The following is a 17,438-nucleotide window of genomic DNA, read 5'->3' on the forward strand; positions in this document are numbered from 1 at the left end:
ACTAGGCTGGAACCATGAACGTGGACGAAACCAACCTGCCCGGCCTGGGCCGCCGGAGGGATTTCATGACCGCCTCGGGGCGCCGCATTGGCGTCGTGGAGCTGCGGGAAGGCCAGACCGAACTCATCGTCTCCACCTGGGACGATCCTGATACCTGCCAGGCGTCGATTCCGCTCACCAGCGACGAAGCCGCCACGTTGGGCAACCTCCTGGGCGGCACCCACCTGGCCATGAAGCTCGCCGAGGAACACAAGGACGTCCCGGGCATCGTTACCCGCCAGTTCTCCATCGCCGCTGACTCCCCGTTCCAGAACCAGCCCATGGGCAAGGCCTGCATCCGTACCAGGTGCGGCGTCTCCATTGTGGCCATCATGCGCGAAGGAGAGGTGCTGCCCTCGCCCGGGCCCGACGTCGTCCTCCACCCTGGCGACCTGCTGGTGGCGGTGGGCACCCAGGAAGGCCTGGACTCCGCGGCCAATATCCTGCGCCACGGCTAAGCCGAATGGACCCGTTGGCCCAGACCCTCATTGAGCTGGGGGCCGTTGTGTTCTGCCTCGGCCTGCTGGCCAGGCTGGCCGGCCGGATTGGAATGTCCCCCATCCCGTTCTACCTGCTGGGCGGACTCGCGTTCGGGGCAGGCGGCATCGTCAAGCTGGAGGGAATGCACGAGTTTGCGCACCTTTCCGGCGAAATTGGCGTCATCCTCCTCCTGCTTATGCTCGGATTGGAATATACGGCTGCCGAGCTTTTCACCGGGCTGCGCCGTTCGTGGCAGGCCGGCGTCCTGGACCTGGTCCTGAACTTCATTCCCGGCGCAGGCCTGGCGCTGGTCCTGGGCTGGGGCGGCGTCGGTGCCATGGTCATGGGCGGGGTCACGTATATTTCGTCGTCCGGCATTGCTGCCAAGGTCATTACGGACCTGGGCCGGCTGGGAAACCGTGAAACACCGGTAGTGCTGTCCATCCTGGTCTTCGAGGACCTCGCGATGGCCGTGTACCTGCCCATCCTCACTGCCACGCTCGCAGGTGTGAGTTTCCTGGGCGGCCTCACCACGGTGGGAATCGCCCTGGCGGTGGTGAGCCTGGTCCTGATGGTGGCGCTGCGGCACGGGCACCACGTCTCCAAAGCCGTCCACAGCGAGAATTCCGAGGTCTTCCTGCTCAACGTCCTGGGTGCCGCGTTGCTGGTAGCCGGCGCGGCGTCGGCCATGCAGGTGTCCGCTGCGGTGGGCGCCTTCATGCTGGGCATCGCCATCTCCGGCGCCACGGCACACAGCGCCACCCGCATCCTCGAGCCGCTGCGCGACCTCTTCGCCGCTATCTTCTTCGTGGCCTTCGGGCTGAACACGGATCCCACGTCCATCCCCCCGGTTTTGGGCTGGGCCCTGGTGTTGGCGGCAGTCACTGCGGGCACCAAAATGCTGACCGGTATCTGGGCGGCGAAACGCGCCGGAATCGCCCGCCCGGGCCGCTTCCGCGCCGGCGCCGCGCTCATCGCACGCGGCGAATTCTCCATCGTGATCGCGGGGCTGGCGGTCGCGTCCGGGGCGGTTCCGCACCAGCTGGCGGCGCTGGCCACGGCCTATGTGCTGCTCATGGCGGTGCTGGGCCCGTTGGCGGCGCGCTACGTGGAACCCCTGGCAAAGGCTGCCATCCGGCGGCCCGTGATCGCGCCGCGGGTTTAGGGCTGCCGCGCCGCCGGATCCAGCGCTGCCGGAGCTAGATGCTGGTGCGGTGGAAGTTCAGGTGGCTGCGGCTGGCCGTGGGACCGCGCTGGCCCTGGTACCGGTTGCCGTACTCCCCCTGGCCGTAGGGGAACTCCGCGGCGGAGCTGAGCCGGAAAAAGCAGAGCTGGCCGATCTTCATGCCGGGCCAGAGCTTAATCGGCAGGGTGGCCATGTTGGACAGCTCCAGCGTGACGTGCCCGGAGAAACCAGGATCGATGAAGCCTGCAGTGGAGTGTGTCAGGAGGCCAAGCCGGCCCAAGGATGACTTGCCTTCCAGGCGGGCGGCGATGTCATCGGGCAGGGTGACGGTTTCGTACGTGGACCCCAGGACGAACTCCCCAGGGTGGAGGATGAACGCTTCGTCCTGCTCCACTTCCACCAGCCGCGTCAGTTCGGGCTGCTCCAGCGCTGGGTCGATGTGCGCGTACTTGTGGTTGTCGAACAACCTGAAGAATTTGTCGATCCGCACATCCACGGACGATGGCTGGACCATCGCGGGGTCGTAAGGTTCCAGCACGATCCGCTGGGAATCAATTTCGGCACGAATGTCGCGGTCAGAGATCAGCACGGCTCCCAAATTACCGTATCGGTTATCCACACCCGCACTTTCCCGTTGTTGCTGTGGCCCCGTGGGGCTAATGTTGCGAATGAAAGCCGCCGGAATGGTCTCCCGGGTAGGCATGACAGAGCTGGGGATGTTGTGAATAAATTGGTGGCACCGTCTTTTATTGGCGTGCTCTGCGCGTTGGCGCTGGTCTCATCGTCCGCCACTGCTCCTCCTGCGCCGCCGTTTGGCCAGGCTTCGGGCACGGCGAGCATCACCCTCGCTGCTCCCTTGGTGCGCGACGCCGGCCGGTCCGCTGCGGCGAACACAGGCGTCGGAAACCTCACGCCGGCCGTGGACCCGGACATCCGGGCCGCTTCACCGCTGCCCGCCTCCACCCCGCCCGCGGCTGCGTCCGCGCCCGCCACGTCATCAACGGCGGCGGCATCCTCCCCGTCCACGCCGTCAACCACGCCGTCCACCGGAGCGCTCCCCACCGCCACCTCCGCAGCGACGACATCCGACGTGCCGTCCATCCCTCCGCTCTGGGCGCCCGACCACGAACTCGCCGCCCCGGCCCAGCTGGCCGCACCCGAATCGGCCACCGCGCTGCCCTCCACCGAGGCGCTGGTCCCGGACAGCAACGCCGCCGCCATCCTCACGGTCTTCACCAAGATCAATGAGTACCGGGTGGCCAACGGCCTGAACAAGGTGAAATACCACCCCACCGTGGCCGGCCTGTCCCAGGAATGGTCGGACAACATCGCCACCCGGGAGGTGGTGGAACACCGGGCCTCCTTCTGGACAGACCCCCGCGCGATGAGCCCCAACAACGGGGCCGGTGAGATCATCGCCATCCGCACGGACCGCGACGCCGCCCAGCTCGTGGAATGGTGGAAGGGCTCCCCCGGGCACAACGCCATGCTCCTGGATCCCAGGTTCAACGTCATGGGAGCCGGCATCTCCTACACCAACTCCACCTACCAGATCTGGGGAGTGGTGAACTTCTTCGGGTACACCACGCTGCCCGCCGGCACCCTCGATTCCCCGGGCGGCGCTGGCTCCGGCGGGCCCTTCCCGGCACCCCCGCCAAGCCTCTGCGATGCCCCGGTACGGCACATGCCGCCCACCCTGAACCTTTCCGCCGCCGCCATCACCGGCCCGGCTGACCTCGTGTCGGTCGACTCCGCGGGGCAACTGTTGAACAGGGCAGCCACCGGCCCCCGTACCTACGCCGCAGCGAAAGTGATCGGCTCAGGGTTCGCCGGCGCCAAGGAAGTCTTCGTGACGGACTGGGACCGCGACGGCACCTACGACGTCCTGGTCCAGTGGACCACGGGCAACCTGGCCCTCTACCGGGGTATCGCCACCGGCGGATTCCAGGCGCCCATCACGCTCGGCACCGGCGGCTGGAACACCTTGGCCCTGGCGGTGGGAGGCTGGTGCGCCAACAACAGGATGCCCCAGATCCTTGCCCTCGACGGCTCCGGAAACCTGTTCCTCTACCCGAACAAGGGCACCGGCGACATTGCCGACCGCGTCACCATTGCCACCGGCATCACCGCCTCCCGGCTGGCCATGGTGGACTACGACGGTGACGGCTTCCAGGACATCCTGGCGCTCAAGGCCGACGGCACTGCCACGCTGTACCGCGGGTGGGGTACCACCACGCTTCGCGCTGAGGCACGGCCCACCGTAGCCACGGGATGGACGGACGTCACCGGGATCCGCGCGCTGCGCAACGTCACCGCGCTGAACTCCCGGGGGGTGGCACTGCGCCGGGCAAACGACACCGTGCAGTACTGGGACCTGGGCTCCGGAAGCCTCGCGTCGCCGTCGAACATTGCCGGGCCCTGGACCGGCCAGCGGCTGGCGCAGTAGTCCCGGGAGGTGGGGCCGCCGGCCCCGCAGGGGTCAGAGGGCGGGCTGGAGTTCCAGGACGTCCTTCAGCCGATCGAGCTGGCCGACGTCGGAGCTGACGCGGCGCTGCAGCATCCCGTCCAGGAGCCCCAACCGGTTGAAGATGCTGAACCGGCCTTCGCGTTTGGCCTCCACGGCGAACCTGACGCGGGTGCCGGAGCCTTCGGTGCTGAGGTAGTACCCGCCCCAACGGGTGGCGGGCCCGGAAACGATGTGGAACTCGATTTCAGCCCCGGGCCGGATATTGGTGATTTCCAGCTCCGCCGGAATGCTTAGCCCGGAACGGCCGGCCACCATCTTGCGGTAAACGGCGCCCTTGCTGTCGGCCGGACCCTGCACGAGCTTGACACTGCGGACGTCGTGCCGCCAGGAGGGGAGGTTGGTGGCGTCAAGGAGGTACTGGTAGACGGCCATGGCGTCACGCTCAATGAGGACCTCGTTTTCTGCGCTTGCCATGAAGATATTTCCTGTGGTTGACGTCGGCTGCCGCAGTAGCCGCCTCCCCCCAACGTGGCCGCTACCCGGATCAGGTTAGCCAGCGCCCGTCCGCCGGACCTAGCCGGCAGGGCCGACGTTATTGAAGAGTTACTGGATGACGCCGCGGGTTTGGAGGACACGCAACGCCCTGCTTGCCGGGTTGGCGGGGAGCCCCTCGATCTGCGCTAAGCTAAGTTCTGCCCCGCGCGAATGGGGGCAATGCGGCTGTAGCTCAATGGTAGAGCGCTAGCTTCCCAAGCTTGATACGCGGGTTCGATTCCCGTCAGCCGCTCTGAAACCTCCCTCCCCGCATGTTGCAGCCACCCCGGTGCCCATTAGGTGCAGGGGTGTAGGGTCGGTAGTCAGGAACCCTTTCGGTTCCGCTACAGGAGCAATCATGGCTGACAAGTCCCCGCGTCAATCGGCATCAAAAAAGTCCGGCAAGTCCATCAAGGAAAAGCGCGCAGACAAGAAGGCCGCCGCAGCGCCGGCCAGCTCCCTGGACATCACGTCCACCAAGGCCGCAAAAAAGAAGTGAGCGGCCACGAACCCCGGCTGAGCCTGGGCGTCCTGGCCTCCACGCGAAAACCGGACGAGCGCCGCGTACCCATCCACCCCCTGCACGTCGAACGGATCGCCCCCGCACTGCGGCAGCGCATCATCCTGGAGCAGGGCTACGGCGAGCGCTTCGGCGTCCCGGACAGCCACCTCTCCACGCTGGTGGGACGCATGGCGGCCCGGGAAGAACTGCTGGCCGCGGCCGACGTCGTCCTCCTGCCCAAACCGCAGCCGGAAGACCTGGCGGAGATGCGGGACGGACAGGTCCTCTGGGGGTGGCCGCACTGCGTCCAGGACCGCGCCATCACCCAGCTGGCGATTGACAAGAAACTGACCCTCATCGCGTTTGAGGCGATGAACCACTGGGCCAGCGACGGCGGGTTCGGCCTGCACGTGTTCCACAAGAACAATGAGCTGGCCGGCTACTGCTCGGTCCTGCACGCCCTTGCGCTGACGGGTTCCACCGGGGACTACGGGCGCCGGCTAAGCGCCGTCGTGATTGGCTTCGGCGCCACGGCGCGCGGGGCGGTGACGGCGCTGAACGCGCACGGCATCCACGATGTCCAGGTGCTGACCAACCGCGGCGTAGCAGCGGTGGGCGCCCCCATCCATTCAGTGAACATCGTGCAGTTCGACCACGACGACGAGGCTCCCTTCCTGAGCCAGGTCATCACCGAACGGGGCAGGGTTCCGCTGGCACCGTTCCTCGCCGAGAGCGACATCGTGGTCAACTGCACGCTGCAGGACCCGAACAACCCGCTCACGTACCTGCGGACCGAGGACCTGGCAGCATTCAGCCCCGGCAGCCTTATCGTTGATGTTTCCTGCGATGATGGCATGGGCTTCAGCTGGGCCAAGTCCACCACGTTTGCGGCTCCGATGATCACGGTCGGCGACCACATCAACTACTACGCGGTGGACCACAGCCCGTCCTACCTCTGGAACTCCTCAAGCTGGGAGATCAGCCAGGCGCTTCAACCGTTCCTCGAAACAGTCATGGGCGGACCGGCAGCGTGGGACGCGAACGACACCATAGCGCGGGCCATCGAGATCCGCGACGGCGTCATTCGAAACGAGGCTGTGCTGCAATTCCAGGAACGCGCCGCGGAGTACCCGCACCCGGCGTTGCAGCTGGCAGCCCTCTAGGCAGCTCCCCCCGAAGGGCAACCGGGCACGGCGCCGACCCCGGTTGCCCCAGTAGCGCCTGCGGCCCCTATTAGGCGCCGGGTTTTTGGGGCGCCGGGGTTTTAGGCGCCGGCGTGCCGGCTGACGATCCGCAACGGGTGGCGCCCCTTCAGGTCCATCCGGAGCTGCAGGCCGCCCTTGCGGGCCAGCACGGCCCCCACCGACAACGCGGCCAGCGCGGGTACGCCACCGGACACCAGCAGCGCGGCGTGCGGGTTCACATGCTCGGCGATCCAGCCCAGCATGGGCCCGCCCAGCGCCTGGCCGCCGATCAGCACCATGATGTACAGGCTCATGACCCGGCCGCGGATGGCCATGTTGGAACTGACCTGCACCAGTTGGTTGGACCCGGTGAGGAACATCAGGCACCAGAACCCGGACAGGACCATGACCGCCCCGAACCACACCATGGACGGGGCAAGGGCAGCCAGGCAGAGCATCAGTCCGTACATCCCGGCGCAGAACACCACGGACCGCAGGCGCAGCTGCCGACGCCGGGTGGACGCCACGGCGCCGAACAGTGCCCCGAGTGCCACCAGGGCGTTGAGGAGGCCATACCCGCCGGCCCCCACCTGGTAGACGTGGTCCGCGAACGCGGCAAGCAGCACCGGCAGGCTCATGGCGAACACCGCGATGAACCCGGCCATGAGCCATGGCCAGTAAATGGTGGGCTTGCTCAGGGCGTAGCGCAGCCCCTCCCGGAGCATGCCCTTGCTTTTGGGCGTCGGGGCGCTGACGAAAAGCTGGTCCTTGCGCAGGAGCAGGAGCATGGTCACCGTGGAGCAGCAGGCCAGCGCGTTCGCCGCGAACGCCCAGCCGGCCCCCACCGCCGTCAGGAGCAGCCCCGCGATGGCCGGCCCGATCAGGCCGCCCAGCTGGAAGGTGGTGGAGTTCACGCTGATGGCGTTCCGCAAGTACTTGGGGCCCACGAGCTCGTTGACGAACACCTGGCGGGCGGGCTGGTCAAGGACGGTCACCAGGCCCAGGACAAACGCGATGACGTAGACGTGCCACACCATGATCACGCCGGTCAGGGCCAGGACGGCCAGCGCCGCCGCAAGGACGGCGGCCACGCTCTGGCACAGGATCAGGATCTTCCGTTTGGCGAACCTGTCCGCGATCATCCCGCCCCAGGGGCCAAGCACCAGGGACGGCATGAACTGCAGGGCCACCGTGAACCCCACGGCCGTCACGGATCCCGAGAGCTGCAGCACCAGCCAGTCCTGGGCGATGCGCTGCATCCAGATGGCGATGACGGCGATGAAGTGGCCCATGGCGAAGATCCGGAAGTTGGGCACTTTCAGCGAGATGAAGGTGTGCCGCCAAGGCAGCTTTTCAGGGACGACGGCGAGCGGCTGGGTCTGGTTATCCGGCGGCGCTGAGCCCGCCGCGTCGATAACTGGCTGGGTGACGGAGGCCGACGAAGGCGGTGGGGGTGCCACAGGTGTGTCCTCAAAATTGCGGGCGGTCTGGGATGTCTTTAACGCTAGGCTGGTGGAGCCAATTATGGAGCGGTATGGTCCCTATAACTCGTATTGCAAAACGCAATACACGCCGACTGTGAATGCCGCGGGAGTCCCGAGATGTTTGAACCAGCCCAACTGCGATCCTTCCTTGCGGTGGCCGATACCCTGAGCTTCACCAAGGCCGCCGAACGCCTGGGGCTGGCGCAGCCCACCATCAGCCAGCACATCCGCAAGCTTGAAACGGCCGCCAAGCGCAGCTTGATCGCCAGGGACACCAGGGACGTGCGGCTCACCGACAACGGCGACGCCATGGCCGGATTTGCCCGGAATATCCTCGCGGCCCACGATGCAGCCGCACGCTACTTTTCCGGGTCCGCAATGCGCGGGCGGCTGCGGTTCGGCACGGCGGATGATCTCGCCATCACCGGGCTGCCGCGGATCCTGCGCGAATTCCGGCAGATCTATCCGCAGATCAACCTGGAACTCACGGTGGGCCAAAGTGACCAGCTCTACCGAAAACTCAACGCCGGCCAACTGGACCTGGTTTTCGTAAAGTGGGTGGCCGGGGCGAAGGACGGCACGGTGGTCCAGCATGATTCGTTCTCGTGGGTGGGCCTTGAACAAACGTCACTGGAACCCGGAACGCCCGTGCCGTTGATCGCCTACCCGTCCCCCAGCCTCAGCCGGAAACTTGCCATCGATGCCTTGGAAGCCCACGGCCGGACTTGGCGGATCACCTGCACCACCCGCCAGATCAGCGGGGTGCTCGCGGCCGTCCGGGCGGGCATCGGCGTTGCCGTCATGCCCACGTCACTGGTCCCGGATGACCTGAAGATCATCACCCGGCGCTTCGACCTGCCCGCGGTGGGAGATGTGGACTTCACCTTGATCCGCAATCCGCTGGCAAACTCAGAGGTAATTGACGCCCTCACCCAATCGATCGTTGGCCGGACCATTAACCGCCAAACTTAACCCCGTGGCAGCCCGAATTCCAGCATTTGGCGGGATTAGGGGGACCGTGTCCATTGATAGGGGAGGTGCCATCCCCTATGCTCTATTACCAAGGTCAAGCAGCAGGCCGCGTTCACTAACACAGACGCGCGTCCGCATGCCGGCCGCGTTTGGGACAGGCAGCCAATGACGACAGCCAGGAACACCCATCTCAACTCCGCGCACGCACGCCCGTACGCCGAGGCACGGCCTTCCACCCGCCAGAGCACCCTCGGCAGCGGACGGGCTTCGGTTGATACCGGATACGTCGGCAAACCCACCTGCGACAAGTGCCGGACCGACGAATTCGTCTACCTTGAGTCCTATATTCCCCCCACGTACCGTCGCGACGGCAGCGTGGCCGCACTGGGCGAAGTGGCCTACACCTGCACCCACTGCGAGGAATTCTCGGCCCACAACGTCCCAGTGACCTGGACGCCGCCCGGCTGGTACTTGGGCTAAAGAAACCGGCCAGACACACTGCATTAGAGACAAGGCCGGGCAGCCACCGTTCAGTGGCTGCCCGGCCTTTCCTTGCGCCTGGCTGCGGCGCGCGGGTTTCCAGGGATCAGAGCCTCAATGGCTCAGATCAGTGCGTCGGAGAGGTGGTTCGGGGTTCCGAACCGGTGGGCGGTGATGCTGACGGCCTGCTCGTGCAGGAACGGCAGCAGCTCCACCTGCCCGGCCTCCGTGACCGAATGGGCGTACACCGCAAGGTCGGGCCGTCCGCCGGTCGCCTCGGCAAGGGCGGATGCATCGCCGCCGATCAGGCGGATGCGGCCGCCGGACAGCTTGCCCGCGGAGGCGAGGCGTCCTGCCGAAGCCAGCCAGCCGGCGTCGGACTCCACCGTCACTTCAATATCCTGTGCGGTGAGCACGGCACGCAGCTGGGCCGGAAGTTCGACGGCGGTGGAAACGGTGAGCGCGGAGCCCGCCAGCACGCCGGCCGCCACGGTCCGTACGAGGTGCGACAGCGGAGCACCTTCGGACAGGCGGATCGTGACGGGGAGGTTCCGGTAGCGGAAGACGTTGCGTTCCGCGCTCAAGCCCGAAACGTCCTTGGCGGTGCCGAACTCCCCGGCCCAGGCCTCGGCGTCGGACGCCAGTGCCCGCTGGACCGATTCCAGCGCTGCGGCGCCAAGAACCGGTGCGGCTGCGTCCAGGACCCGGCGGACACCCCCGTGAGTCACCGGGGCAGTGGCGGTGCTGGTGGCAGGAACCCAGTCGCCCAGGCCTGCCAGGTAATTCGGGCCGCCCGCCTTGGTGCCGGCTCCGACGGCTGACTTCTTCCAACCGCCGAAGGGCTGGCGCTGCACGATGGCGCCGGTGATGCCGCGGTTCACATAGAGGTTGCCGGCCTGGATGGTGTCCAGCCAGATGCCGAGTTCCTCCGTGTTGAGCGAGTGCAGGCCCGCCGTGAGTCCGTACTCGATCTGGTTCTGGATGGCGATGGCTTCTTCCAGCGTCGCAGCGGTCATCACACCCAGGACCGGGCCGAAGAACTCGGTCAGGTGGAAGTAGGAGCCGCGCTTGACGCCGTACCGCACGCCGGGGCTCCACAGCCGCCCGGTGCCATCCAGCTTCTTCGGTTCCACGGCCCAGCTTTCGCCCTCGCCAAGCGTGGTGAGCGCGTTGAGGAGCTTGCCGTTGGCGGGCTCGATGATGGGGCCCATCTGGCTGGTGGGATCCTGAGGGTAGCCCACCTTGAGTGAGGTGACGGCGTCGATCAGCTGGTTGTGGAACCGCTTGGACGTGGCCACGGAGCCCACCAGGATCACCAGCGAGGCCGCGGAGCACTTCTGGCCGGCGTGGCCGAATGCGGAGTAGGCCACGTCCTTGGCTGCCAGGTCCAGGTCGGCGCTGGGGGTGACGATGATGGCGTTCTTGCCGCTGGTTTCGGCCAGCAGCGGCAGGTCCTTGCGGAAGGAGCGGAACAGTTCGGCGGTCTCGTAGCCGCCGGTGAGGATCACGCGGTCCACGGCCGGGTGGCTGATCAGCTGCCGGCCGAGCTCCCGCTCCCCCAGCTGCACCATGGTCAGGACGTCCTTGGGGACGCCGGCTTCCCACAGGGCTTCGACCATCACGGCACCGCTGCGGGCGGCCTGCTTGGCGGGCTTGATCACGACGGCGGACCCGGCGGCGAGCGCCGCAAGCGTGGAGCCTGCGGGGATGGCGACCGGGAAGTTCCACGGCGGCGTGACGACGGTGAGCTTGGCTGGGACGAACGTGGCGCCGTCGACCGTGTCCAGCTTGCGTGCGGACTCGGCGTAGTAGTGCGCGAAGTCGATGGCCTCGCTGACCTCGGGATCGCCCTGGTCGATCGTCTTGCCGGTCTCGCTGGCCATCACCTCGAGGAGATCGGCGCGGCGGGCCTCGAGGATGTCGCCGGCGCGGTGCAGGATCTCGGCGCGCTCGTTGCCGGAAAGCTTGCCCCAGGCTTTGCCCTTTTCCACGGCGGTTTCGATGGCGGTGTTGAGCGCGGCTTCGCCGTTGATGAAGGCGGCCTCAACAGCGGCGTTGCCCAGGGTGGAGGACGGGACGCGTTCCAGGATGGCCCGGCCCCAGGTGCGATTGGCCGGCAGCGCGGGGTCGGTATCGGGGGTGTTCCGGAATCCGGTGTGCGGCAGGGCCTCCGGGGCCTGGTTCCGGTCCTGCCTGCGGTTGGGCAGCGGAACGGTGTTGTCCAGGGCGTCCAGCGAGGACAGGAACCGCTGCTTTTCCCGCTCGAACAGTCCCTCGTTCTCGCTGAGCTCGAACACTGCCGACATGAAGTTTTCCTGGCTGGCGCCCTCTTCGAGGCGGCGGATCAGGTAGGCGATGGCGACGTCGAACTCGGCCGGGTGCACCACCGGGGTGTAGAGCAGCAGGGAGCCGACATCCTTCTTGACGGCTTCGGCCTGGCCCTGGGCCATGCCCAGCAGCATCTCGAATTCGATACCCTGTTCTGCGGTATCCGCGATGCCGCGCTGCTTGGCCAGCAGCCAGGCGAAGGCGATATCGAAGAGGTTGTGGCCGGCCACGCCGATCCGGATGTTCTTGATCCGGTCCGGGTGCAGCGCATAGTTGATGACCCGCTTGTAGCTGGTGTCGGAGTCCTGCTTGGAGCCCCAGGTGGCCAGCGGCCAGTCGTGCAGCGAGGATTCCACCTGCTCCATGGGGAGGTTGGCGCCCTTGACCACGCGGACCTTGATGCCGGCCCCGCCGTTGGCGCGGCGCGCGGCGGCCCAGTCCTGCAGCCGGATCATGGCGGACAGTGCGTCCGGGAGGTAGGCCTGGAGCACGATGCCGGCTTCGAGGTCCTTGAACTCCGGATTGTCCAGGATCCTGGTGAAGACCGCGATGGTCATATCCAGGTCCTTGTACTCCTCCATGTCCAGGTTGATGAACTTGGCCTTCCTGCCGGGGCCCGCGAAGGAGGCAGCGCGCCGGAACAGCGGGGTGAGCTTGTCGACGACGTGCTCCACGGCTTCCTCGAAGGCCCAGGCCGAGTGCGGGGCCACGGTGGAGGAGACCTTGATGGAAACGTAGTCGACGTCGGGGCGGGCCAGCAGGGTGTGCGTACCTTCCAGCCGGCGGGAGGCCTCGTGCTCGCCGAGGACCGCCTCGCCGAGCAGGTTGACGTTGAGCTTGATGCCGTCCTTCTTGATCTTTGCGATGGCCGGTCCCAGCTTGGCATCGGTGGCGTCAACGATCAGGTGGCCCACCATTTCGCGCAGGACCTTGCGGGCCACGGGGATGACCACCTGGGGCAGGACGGGGGCCATGGTGCCGCCGAGCGCCACGGCGCGGCGCATGTACCAGGGCAGGAAGGCCGGAACCTTGGGGGCCAGTGCGGCCAGGTTGCGGGCTGCGACGTTCAGGTCCTCGGGGCGGACCACGCCGTCCACGAATCCAACGGTGAACTCCAGGCCGTTGGGGTCTTTCAGCACGCCGGCGAGCTGTTGGGCGGAGGCGTCGACCGGAACCTTCGACGCTTCGTTGAGCCAGCGGCGGACCAAGGCGACCGCTTCGTCGGCGAGTGCCTTCGCCTGGGGGACGTCGACGTCGACCGTCTGCGCCGTGGCAGCGACGGGGGCTGCCGGTTCCATTGCAACGTGGGTCATGGTTTTCCCGTTCTTTCCTGGGTTGGGAGGAGGTCTTTCCACCAGTATGAGCTTCGAATCACATAAGATAAAGCGATCTTTTCCAACCAGTACAGGTTAGGAAAACCAATCTTTTAGCCCCTTTCGCAACCCCCGCTCACCTTTGACACTCAAAACCCCAACCCCCGCTCAGATCCTGCGAATAAATTCCAAACGCCCGCTCACATTCTGCGACTAAACAGCGAAACCCTCCTGCACGTGATGCGCAGGAGGGTCCCCTGTTCTTGCAAGATGTGAGCGGGCGTTTCAGGAACCGCCGCCAGATGTGAGCGGGCGTCTCAGGAATAACGGTCGGATGTGAGCGGGCGTCGGGAGGGGGTCAGGACAGGGGGCGGTGCGTGTCCGCGAGCTCCTGGTGGCGCGGGCTGTTGGGGTTCATCAGCGAATGCTTGCGTCCATAGCTGAAATAGATCACCAAGCCGATGATCAGCCACACCACGAACCGCAGCCAGGTCTCCCAGTGCAACTGCAGCATGAGGAAGGCCGAAGCCAGGACACCGAACGCCGGGATCACGGGCATCAGGGGCAGGCGGAACGTGCGGGGAGCATCAGGCCGCTTGTAGCGGAAGATGATCACGGACAGGCAGACGACGACGAACGCGGCCAGGATGCCGATGTTGGTCAGGTCCGCGACTGCCTTGATGGGGAACACGCCGGCCAGGAAGGCGGAGGCGATGCCGCCGATCCAGGTGACGCGCTGCGGGGTGCCGCGGTGGTCCGTCTTGGCGAACCAGCCGGGGAGCAGTCCGTCGCGGCTCATGGAGAACCACACGCGGGTAACGCCCAGGAGGAACGTGAGCATCACGGTGAGGATGGACAGCACGGCGAACACCGAAATGATGGTGGCGATAACCGGCAGCCCCACGGAGGTGAAGGCCGAGGCGAAGCCTGCCTTGGGGTCGATGTCCTTGTAGTTCTGCATGCCGGTGAGGACGAGCGTGGCAGCAACGTAGAGCAGCATGGCGATGATGAGCGAGAGCACGATGGCCTTGGGCATGTGCTTCTTGCCGTCCTTGGCTTCCTCGGCCGCAGTGCTCATGGCGTCGTAACCAAAGACTGCGAAGAAGACGGTGGCGGAGCCTGCCACCACGGGGCCGAAGCCGCTGGGCATGAACGGGTTGTAGTTGTTGGTATCGATGTAGAACACGCCAAGCCCGATGATGAAGAGGATCAGGACCACCTTGATAGCCACGGCTGCCAGCTCGAACCGGCCAAACGCCTTGGTGCCGCGGGACAGGATCCAGGTGACCAGGAGGCAGACCAGGATGGCAGGGATGTTGATGATGCCGCCCTTGCCCTCGTCAAAGGTGGAGGTCATCCAGCTCGGCAGGTGGATGCCGATGCCGGCCAGGAAGGCGTCAAGGTAGCCGGAGATGCCGATCGCCACCACCGCCACGATGGCGATGTATTCCAGCAGCAGGTCCCAGCCGATGAACCAGCCGATGACCTCGCCGAGCGCTACGTAGCCGTAGGTGTAGGCGGAGCCGGCGCGCGGGATCATTCCCGCGAACTCCGCGTAGGACAGGGCTGCGGCCGCTGAGGCCAGCCCTGCGATCAGGAAGGAAATCAGTACCGCGGGCCCCACCCCGGGTGTGCCTTCGCTGCCGGCGGCCACCAGTCCCGCGAGGGAGAAGATGCCGACGCCGATAATGCCGCCAACGCCGATGGCGGTGAGCTGCCACAGGCCAAGGGACTTGAACAGTCCACTGTGCTTGTTTTCTTCTTCGATGTCATCAATGGGCTTTCGCCGCATGATCGATTGGCTCAAATCTTTGCTGCTCATCAGGAACTCCTGGTTGGGGTGCGACCCCGCCGCGGCACGCCAAGAAACCTGGCTGTGACGGGGGTAACTCGGTTTCAACAGTATGCGTGCGCAATTGCGTTAGATAAAGTGACTACTTCTAACCTATATTCGTTAGTTTCAGTTAGGAATCCACCATGCTTGATGTCCGCAGGCTGCGGCTGCTCCGGGAGTTAAGCATCCGTGGGACGCTCGCGGAGGTGGCCGAGGCACTGCAGTACAGCCCGTCGTCGGTATCGCAGCAGCTGGCCCTGCTGGAGAAGGAAGTGGGCGTGGAACTGCTCCGGAAGACCGGGCGGCGGGTGCAACTGACGCCCCAGGCCGAGGTGCTCGTGGCGCACACGGCTCAGCTGCTCGAAACCATGGAGCAGGCCGAGGCGGATCTGGCCGCATCCCTGACCACAGTCACGGGGACGGTACGGATCGCGGTCTTCCAGTCGGCCGCGCTGGCGCTGATGCCGGACACCTTGACGCGCATGGCCGCCGCCTACCCCGAGGTGCGGATCGAAATGATCCAGCGCGAGCCCGAGACGGCGCTGCATGAGACGTGGGCGCGGGACTTCGACCTGGTGATTGCCGAGCAATATCCGGGACACGCGGCCCCGCGCTACCCGGAACTGGACAAGGTGAAGCTGACTACAGACGCCATCCGCCTGGCCGTTCCCCCGGCCTCCGGCAACGGACCCGGGATCCGTTTCCTGGAGGACACGGCAGACCTGGCCTGGGTCATGGAACCGCGCGGCGCCGCTTCGCGCCACTGGGCGGAACAAGCCTGCCGCAGCGCAGGATTCGAGCCCGATGTCCGCTTTGAAACCGCCGACCTGCAGGCCCAGGCACGCCTGATCGAGTCCGGCAACGCCGTGGCCCTGATGCCGGACCTGGTGTGGACGGGCCGCGGCACCACCGCGCAGCTTCTGGAGCTTCCCGGCAAGCCGCACCGCACCATCTTCACCTCGGTCCGCCGCTCCAGCACCCAGCGCCCGGCCATCCTCGCCGCCCGGGAGACCCTGGCTGCGGCTGCCGCGGCGGTGGCAACGGACGACGCCGGGTGACCGGCCGCCGTCGTCCGCGTCCTTCCGTGCGCAGCCACGCCGCCCGGCGTTGCGCAGGTGCGTTCCCTGCGCCCTGAGAACCCGCGCCGGTGCGCAGGCGCGTCGTGGCCCGTATGTTTCGTGCGTCACTGCGGGTAAAGGGCCGCAGGACTAGACTGGAGCCGTTATGAATCGAACAATGTTCAAGTCCAAAATCCACCGGGCCACCGTCACGCACGCCGACCTGCACTACGTCGGCTCGGTCACCGTTGACCTCGACCTGCTCGAAGCCGCCGACATCCTGCCCGGCGAGCTGGTGTCCATTGTGGACGTCACCAACGGCGCGCGGCTTGAAACCTACACCATCGCCGGCGAGCGCGGTTCCGGTGTCATCGGCATCAACGGTGCAGCGGCGCACCTGATGCACGAGAATGACATCGTCATCCTCATCACCTACGCCGAAATGACCACCGAAGAAGCCAAGGCCTACCAGCCCAAGGTGGTCCATGTCGACCAGGACAACCGGATCATCCAGCTGGGCAATGATCCCGCCGAAGGCCTGACTCCCGGCATGATGCGCCCCCCTTTCGCCCTTAACAACGCCACCCTGTAGCCGGAGCGTGTGTCCCGGTCCCTTCCTCCGCCGTGCCCGAACGGCTGACCCTTGCTAGGGGTGCTGGCGGGATTCTTCGTCGTTTGGTGCATCATCCTGGTGGGTTGGTTCGTGGGCCGGCAGCGGATCCTTGGTGATAACGCCCGCCCCGTCCTGAGCGGCCTGACGTTCTTCGTCGCCAGCCCGGCGCTCCTCTTTGAAACCCTGAGCAAGGCCCGTCTGCAGGAAGTCTTCGCCGAACCGCTCCTGGTCACGGCGGTGGCGGCCATCGCCACGGCCGGGATCTACCTGGTGCTGGCCAGGTTCTGGCTGAAGCGGGCCCTCCCGGAATCGCTGATGTCAGCCATGTCCGCGTCCCTTGCCAACTCGGCGAACCTGGGTATTCCCATCGCGGTATATGTCCTGGGTGATGCGAGCTATGTGGCGCCCCTGCTGATCTTCCAGCTGGCCTTCTTCACGCCAACGTTCCTGATGGTCCTGGACTCGAGCACCAGCACGCACCGGACCACGGTTTTGGGCTTCTTCCTGATGATCCTGCGCAATCCGATGATCGTGGGCTCCGGACTGGGGCTGCTGGTGGCAGGCACCGGATTCCAGGTGCCGGCGCTCGTCATGGAGCCGATCCACCTGATTGGCGGGGCCGCGATTCCGGCCATGCTGATGGCATTCGGGATGAGCCTGAACGGCAGCCGCCCGCTGCAGGCCTCCGCCGGCCGGCGCGTGGACACCCTGCTGGCCAGCGGCTTCAAGCTCGCGGTCCAGCCGGCCCTGGCCTACGCCTTTGCCCGCTTCGCACTCGGGATGGAGGGGCATGCCCTGTTCGCGGTGGTGGTGACGTCCTCGCTGCCCACCGCGCAGAATGTGTTCGTAGCCGCCAGCCGGTACCAGACCGGGCTTACCGTCGCCAAGGACACCGTGCTCATCACCACCGTGGTGGCGGTGCCGGCGATGATCGGCGTGGCACTGCTGCTGGCCTGAGCGCCGG

15 protein-coding genes and 1 tRNA gene are annotated in these 17,438 nt (G+C 66.3%); 11 read left to right on the forward strand and 5 right to left on the reverse strand.

What is annotated here, in order from left to right; all coding sequences use genetic code 11:
* The first annotated feature begins 14 nt into the window (after positions 1-14).
* Together AC4EEV_RS09825 and AC4EEV_RS09830 are read left to right on the forward strand one after the other, a co-directional pair.
* Positions 15-497 carry a cation:proton antiporter regulatory subunit gene (locus tag AC4EEV_RS09825; protein ID WP_018760719.1) on the forward strand — a complete coding sequence of 161 codons (483 nt, stop codon included), beginning with the start codon at positions 15-17 and terminating at the stop codon, positions 495-497.
* Positions 498-502: 5 nt separating this feature from the next.
* Positions 503-1,684, forward strand: coding sequence for a cation:proton antiporter (locus AC4EEV_RS09830; RefSeq protein WP_018760718.1), 1,182 nt, complete (start codon positions 503-505; stop codon positions 1,682-1,684).
* A 34-nt stretch (positions 1,685-1,718) separates the two neighbouring features.
* Here AC4EEV_RS09830 and dcd read toward each other — a convergent pair whose 3' ends face one another.
* A complete protein-coding gene (gene dcd / locus AC4EEV_RS09835) occupies positions 1,719-2,294 on the reverse strand; it encodes a dCTP deaminase (protein ID WP_018760717.1) in 576 nt (191 codons plus the stop codon).
* Between the two features lie 144 nt (positions 2,295-2,438).
* Here dcd and AC4EEV_RS09840 point away from each other — a divergent pair, with 144 nt between their 5' ends.
* The gene (locus AC4EEV_RS09840) at positions 2,439-4,151 is read left to right on the forward strand and encodes a CAP domain-containing protein (protein WP_491330791.1); all 1,713 of its coding nucleotides are present in this window, start codon (positions 2,439-2,441) and stop codon (positions 4,149-4,151) included.
* A 33-nt stretch (positions 4,152-4,184) separates the two neighbouring features.
* Here AC4EEV_RS09840 and AC4EEV_RS09845 read toward each other — a convergent pair whose 3' ends face one another.
* Positions 4,185-4,646 (reverse strand): SRPBCC family protein, encoded by a 462-nt coding sequence (locus AC4EEV_RS09845; protein WP_109045501.1) that lies wholly within the window; start codon positions 4,644-4,646, stop codon positions 4,185-4,187.
* 242 nt (positions 4,647-4,888) lie between these two features.
* Here AC4EEV_RS09845 and AC4EEV_RS09850 point away from each other — a divergent pair.
* The 3 genes from AC4EEV_RS09850 to AC4EEV_RS09860 all read left to right on the forward strand — a co-directional run bounded on the left by AC4EEV_RS09850 (position 4,889) and on the right by AC4EEV_RS09860 (position 6,371).
* Positions 4,889-4,959 (forward strand) — tRNA-Gly (locus tag AC4EEV_RS09850).
* A 105-nt stretch (positions 4,960-5,064) separates the two neighbouring features.
* Entirely contained in the window at positions 5,065-5,205 is a 141-nt protein-coding gene (locus AC4EEV_RS09855) for a hypothetical protein (protein ID WP_018760714.1), read from the forward strand.
* Complete coding sequence (locus AC4EEV_RS09860; protein ID WP_109045500.1) at positions 5,202-6,371, forward strand: N(5)-(carboxyethyl)ornithine synthase; 1,170 nt, start codon at positions 5,202-5,204, stop codon at positions 6,369-6,371. The genes AC4EEV_RS09855 and AC4EEV_RS09860 overlap by 4 nt, the downstream gene beginning before the upstream one ends.
* A 101-nt stretch (positions 6,372-6,472) precedes the next feature.
* Here the strand turns inward: AC4EEV_RS09860 and AC4EEV_RS09865 are convergent, their stop codons facing one another.
* Positions 6,473-7,852 carry an MFS transporter gene (locus AC4EEV_RS09865; RefSeq protein WP_491330792.1) on the reverse strand — a complete coding sequence of 460 codons (1,380 nt, stop codon included), beginning with the start codon at positions 7,850-7,852 and terminating at the stop codon, positions 6,473-6,475.
* Between the two features lie 141 nt (positions 7,853-7,993).
* Here AC4EEV_RS09865 and AC4EEV_RS09870 point away from each other — a divergent pair, with 141 nt between their 5' ends.
* Positions 7,994-8,848: a LysR substrate-binding domain-containing protein gene (locus AC4EEV_RS09870; protein WP_018760711.1), complete on the forward strand. Its 855-nt coding sequence runs from the start codon at positions 7,994-7,996 to the stop codon at positions 8,846-8,848.
* Positions 8,849-9,013: 165 nt separating this feature from the next.
* Positions 9,014-9,328, forward strand: coding sequence for a hypothetical protein (locus tag AC4EEV_RS09875; RefSeq protein ID WP_018760710.1), 315 nt, complete (start codon positions 9,014-9,016; stop codon positions 9,326-9,328).
* Positions 9,329-9,450: 122 nt separating this feature from the next.
* On the opposite strand, the gene AC4EEV_RS09880 is transcribed toward AC4EEV_RS09875, so the two are convergent.
* Positions 9,451-12,969, reverse strand: a complete 3,519-nt coding sequence (locus AC4EEV_RS09880; protein ID WP_491330793.1) for a bifunctional proline dehydrogenase/L-glutamate gamma-semialdehyde dehydrogenase — start codon at positions 12,967-12,969, stop codon at positions 9,451-9,453.
* A gap of 358 nt (positions 12,970-13,327) precedes the next feature.
* Entirely contained in the window at positions 13,328-14,791 is a 1,464-nt protein-coding gene (locus tag AC4EEV_RS09885; protein ID WP_491330794.1) for an amino acid permease, read from the reverse strand.
* Positions 14,792-14,946: 155 nt separating this feature from the next.
* Here AC4EEV_RS09885 and AC4EEV_RS09890 point away from each other — a divergent pair, with 155 nt between their 5' ends.
* The 3 genes from AC4EEV_RS09890 (at position 14,947) to AC4EEV_RS09900 (ending at position 17,431) form a co-directional block, all read left to right on the forward strand.
* The gene (locus AC4EEV_RS09890; RefSeq protein WP_491330795.1) at positions 14,947-15,861 is read left to right on the forward strand and encodes a LysR substrate-binding domain-containing protein; all 915 of its coding nucleotides are present in this window, start codon (positions 14,947-14,949) and stop codon (positions 15,859-15,861) included.
* Positions 15,862-16,027: 166 nt separating this feature from the next.
* Positions 16,028-16,453, forward strand: coding sequence for an aspartate 1-decarboxylase (panD, locus tag AC4EEV_RS09895; protein ID WP_210411346.1), 426 nt, complete (start codon positions 16,028-16,030; stop codon positions 16,451-16,453).
* Positions 16,454-16,504: 51 nt separating this feature from the next.
* Positions 16,505-17,431 (forward strand): AEC family transporter, encoded by a 927-nt coding sequence (locus AC4EEV_RS09900; protein WP_491330796.1) that lies wholly within the window; start codon positions 16,505-16,507, stop codon positions 17,429-17,431.
* The last annotated feature ends 7 nt before the right edge of the window (positions 17,432-17,438 follow it).

The organism is Pseudarthrobacter sp. MOO14, from assembly GCF_058267675.1.

Bases quoted from the DNA above. Each gene is read 5' to 3' on its own strand.
- AC4EEV_RS09825 (WP_018760719.1), top strand. From the start codon at position 15: ATGAACGTGGACGAAACCAACCTGCCCGGCCTGGGCCGCCGGAGGGAT.
- AC4EEV_RS09830 (WP_018760718.1), top strand. From the start codon at position 503: ATGGACCCGTTGGCCCAGACCCTCATTGAGCTGGGGGCCGTTGTGTTC.
- AC4EEV_RS09845 (WP_109045501.1), bottom strand. From the start codon at position 4,646: ATGGCAAGCGCAGAAAACGAGGTCCTCATTGAGCGTGACGCCATGGCC.
- AC4EEV_RS09855 (WP_018760714.1), top strand. From the start codon at position 5,065: ATGGCTGACAAGTCCCCGCGTCAATCGGCATCAAAAAAGTCCGGCAAG.
- AC4EEV_RS09870 (WP_018760711.1), top strand. From the start codon at position 7,994: ATGTTTGAACCAGCCCAACTGCGATCCTTCCTTGCGGTGGCCGATACC.
- AC4EEV_RS09875 (WP_018760710.1), top strand. From the start codon at position 9,014: ATGACGACAGCCAGGAACACCCATCTCAACTCCGCGCACGCACGCCCG.
- AC4EEV_RS09880 (WP_491330793.1), bottom strand. From the start codon at position 12,969: ATGACCCACGTTGCAATGGAACCGGCAGCCCCCGTCGCTGCCACGGCG.
- AC4EEV_RS09885 (WP_491330794.1), bottom strand. From the start codon at position 14,791: ATGAGCAGCAAAGATTTGAGCCAATCGATCATGCGGCGAAAGCCCATT.
- AC4EEV_RS09890 (WP_491330795.1), top strand. From the start codon at position 14,947: ATGCTTGATGTCCGCAGGCTGCGGCTGCTCCGGGAGTTAAGCATCCGT.
- panD (WP_210411346.1), top strand. From the start codon at position 16,028: ATGAATCGAACAATGTTCAAGTCCAAAATCCACCGGGCCACCGTCACG.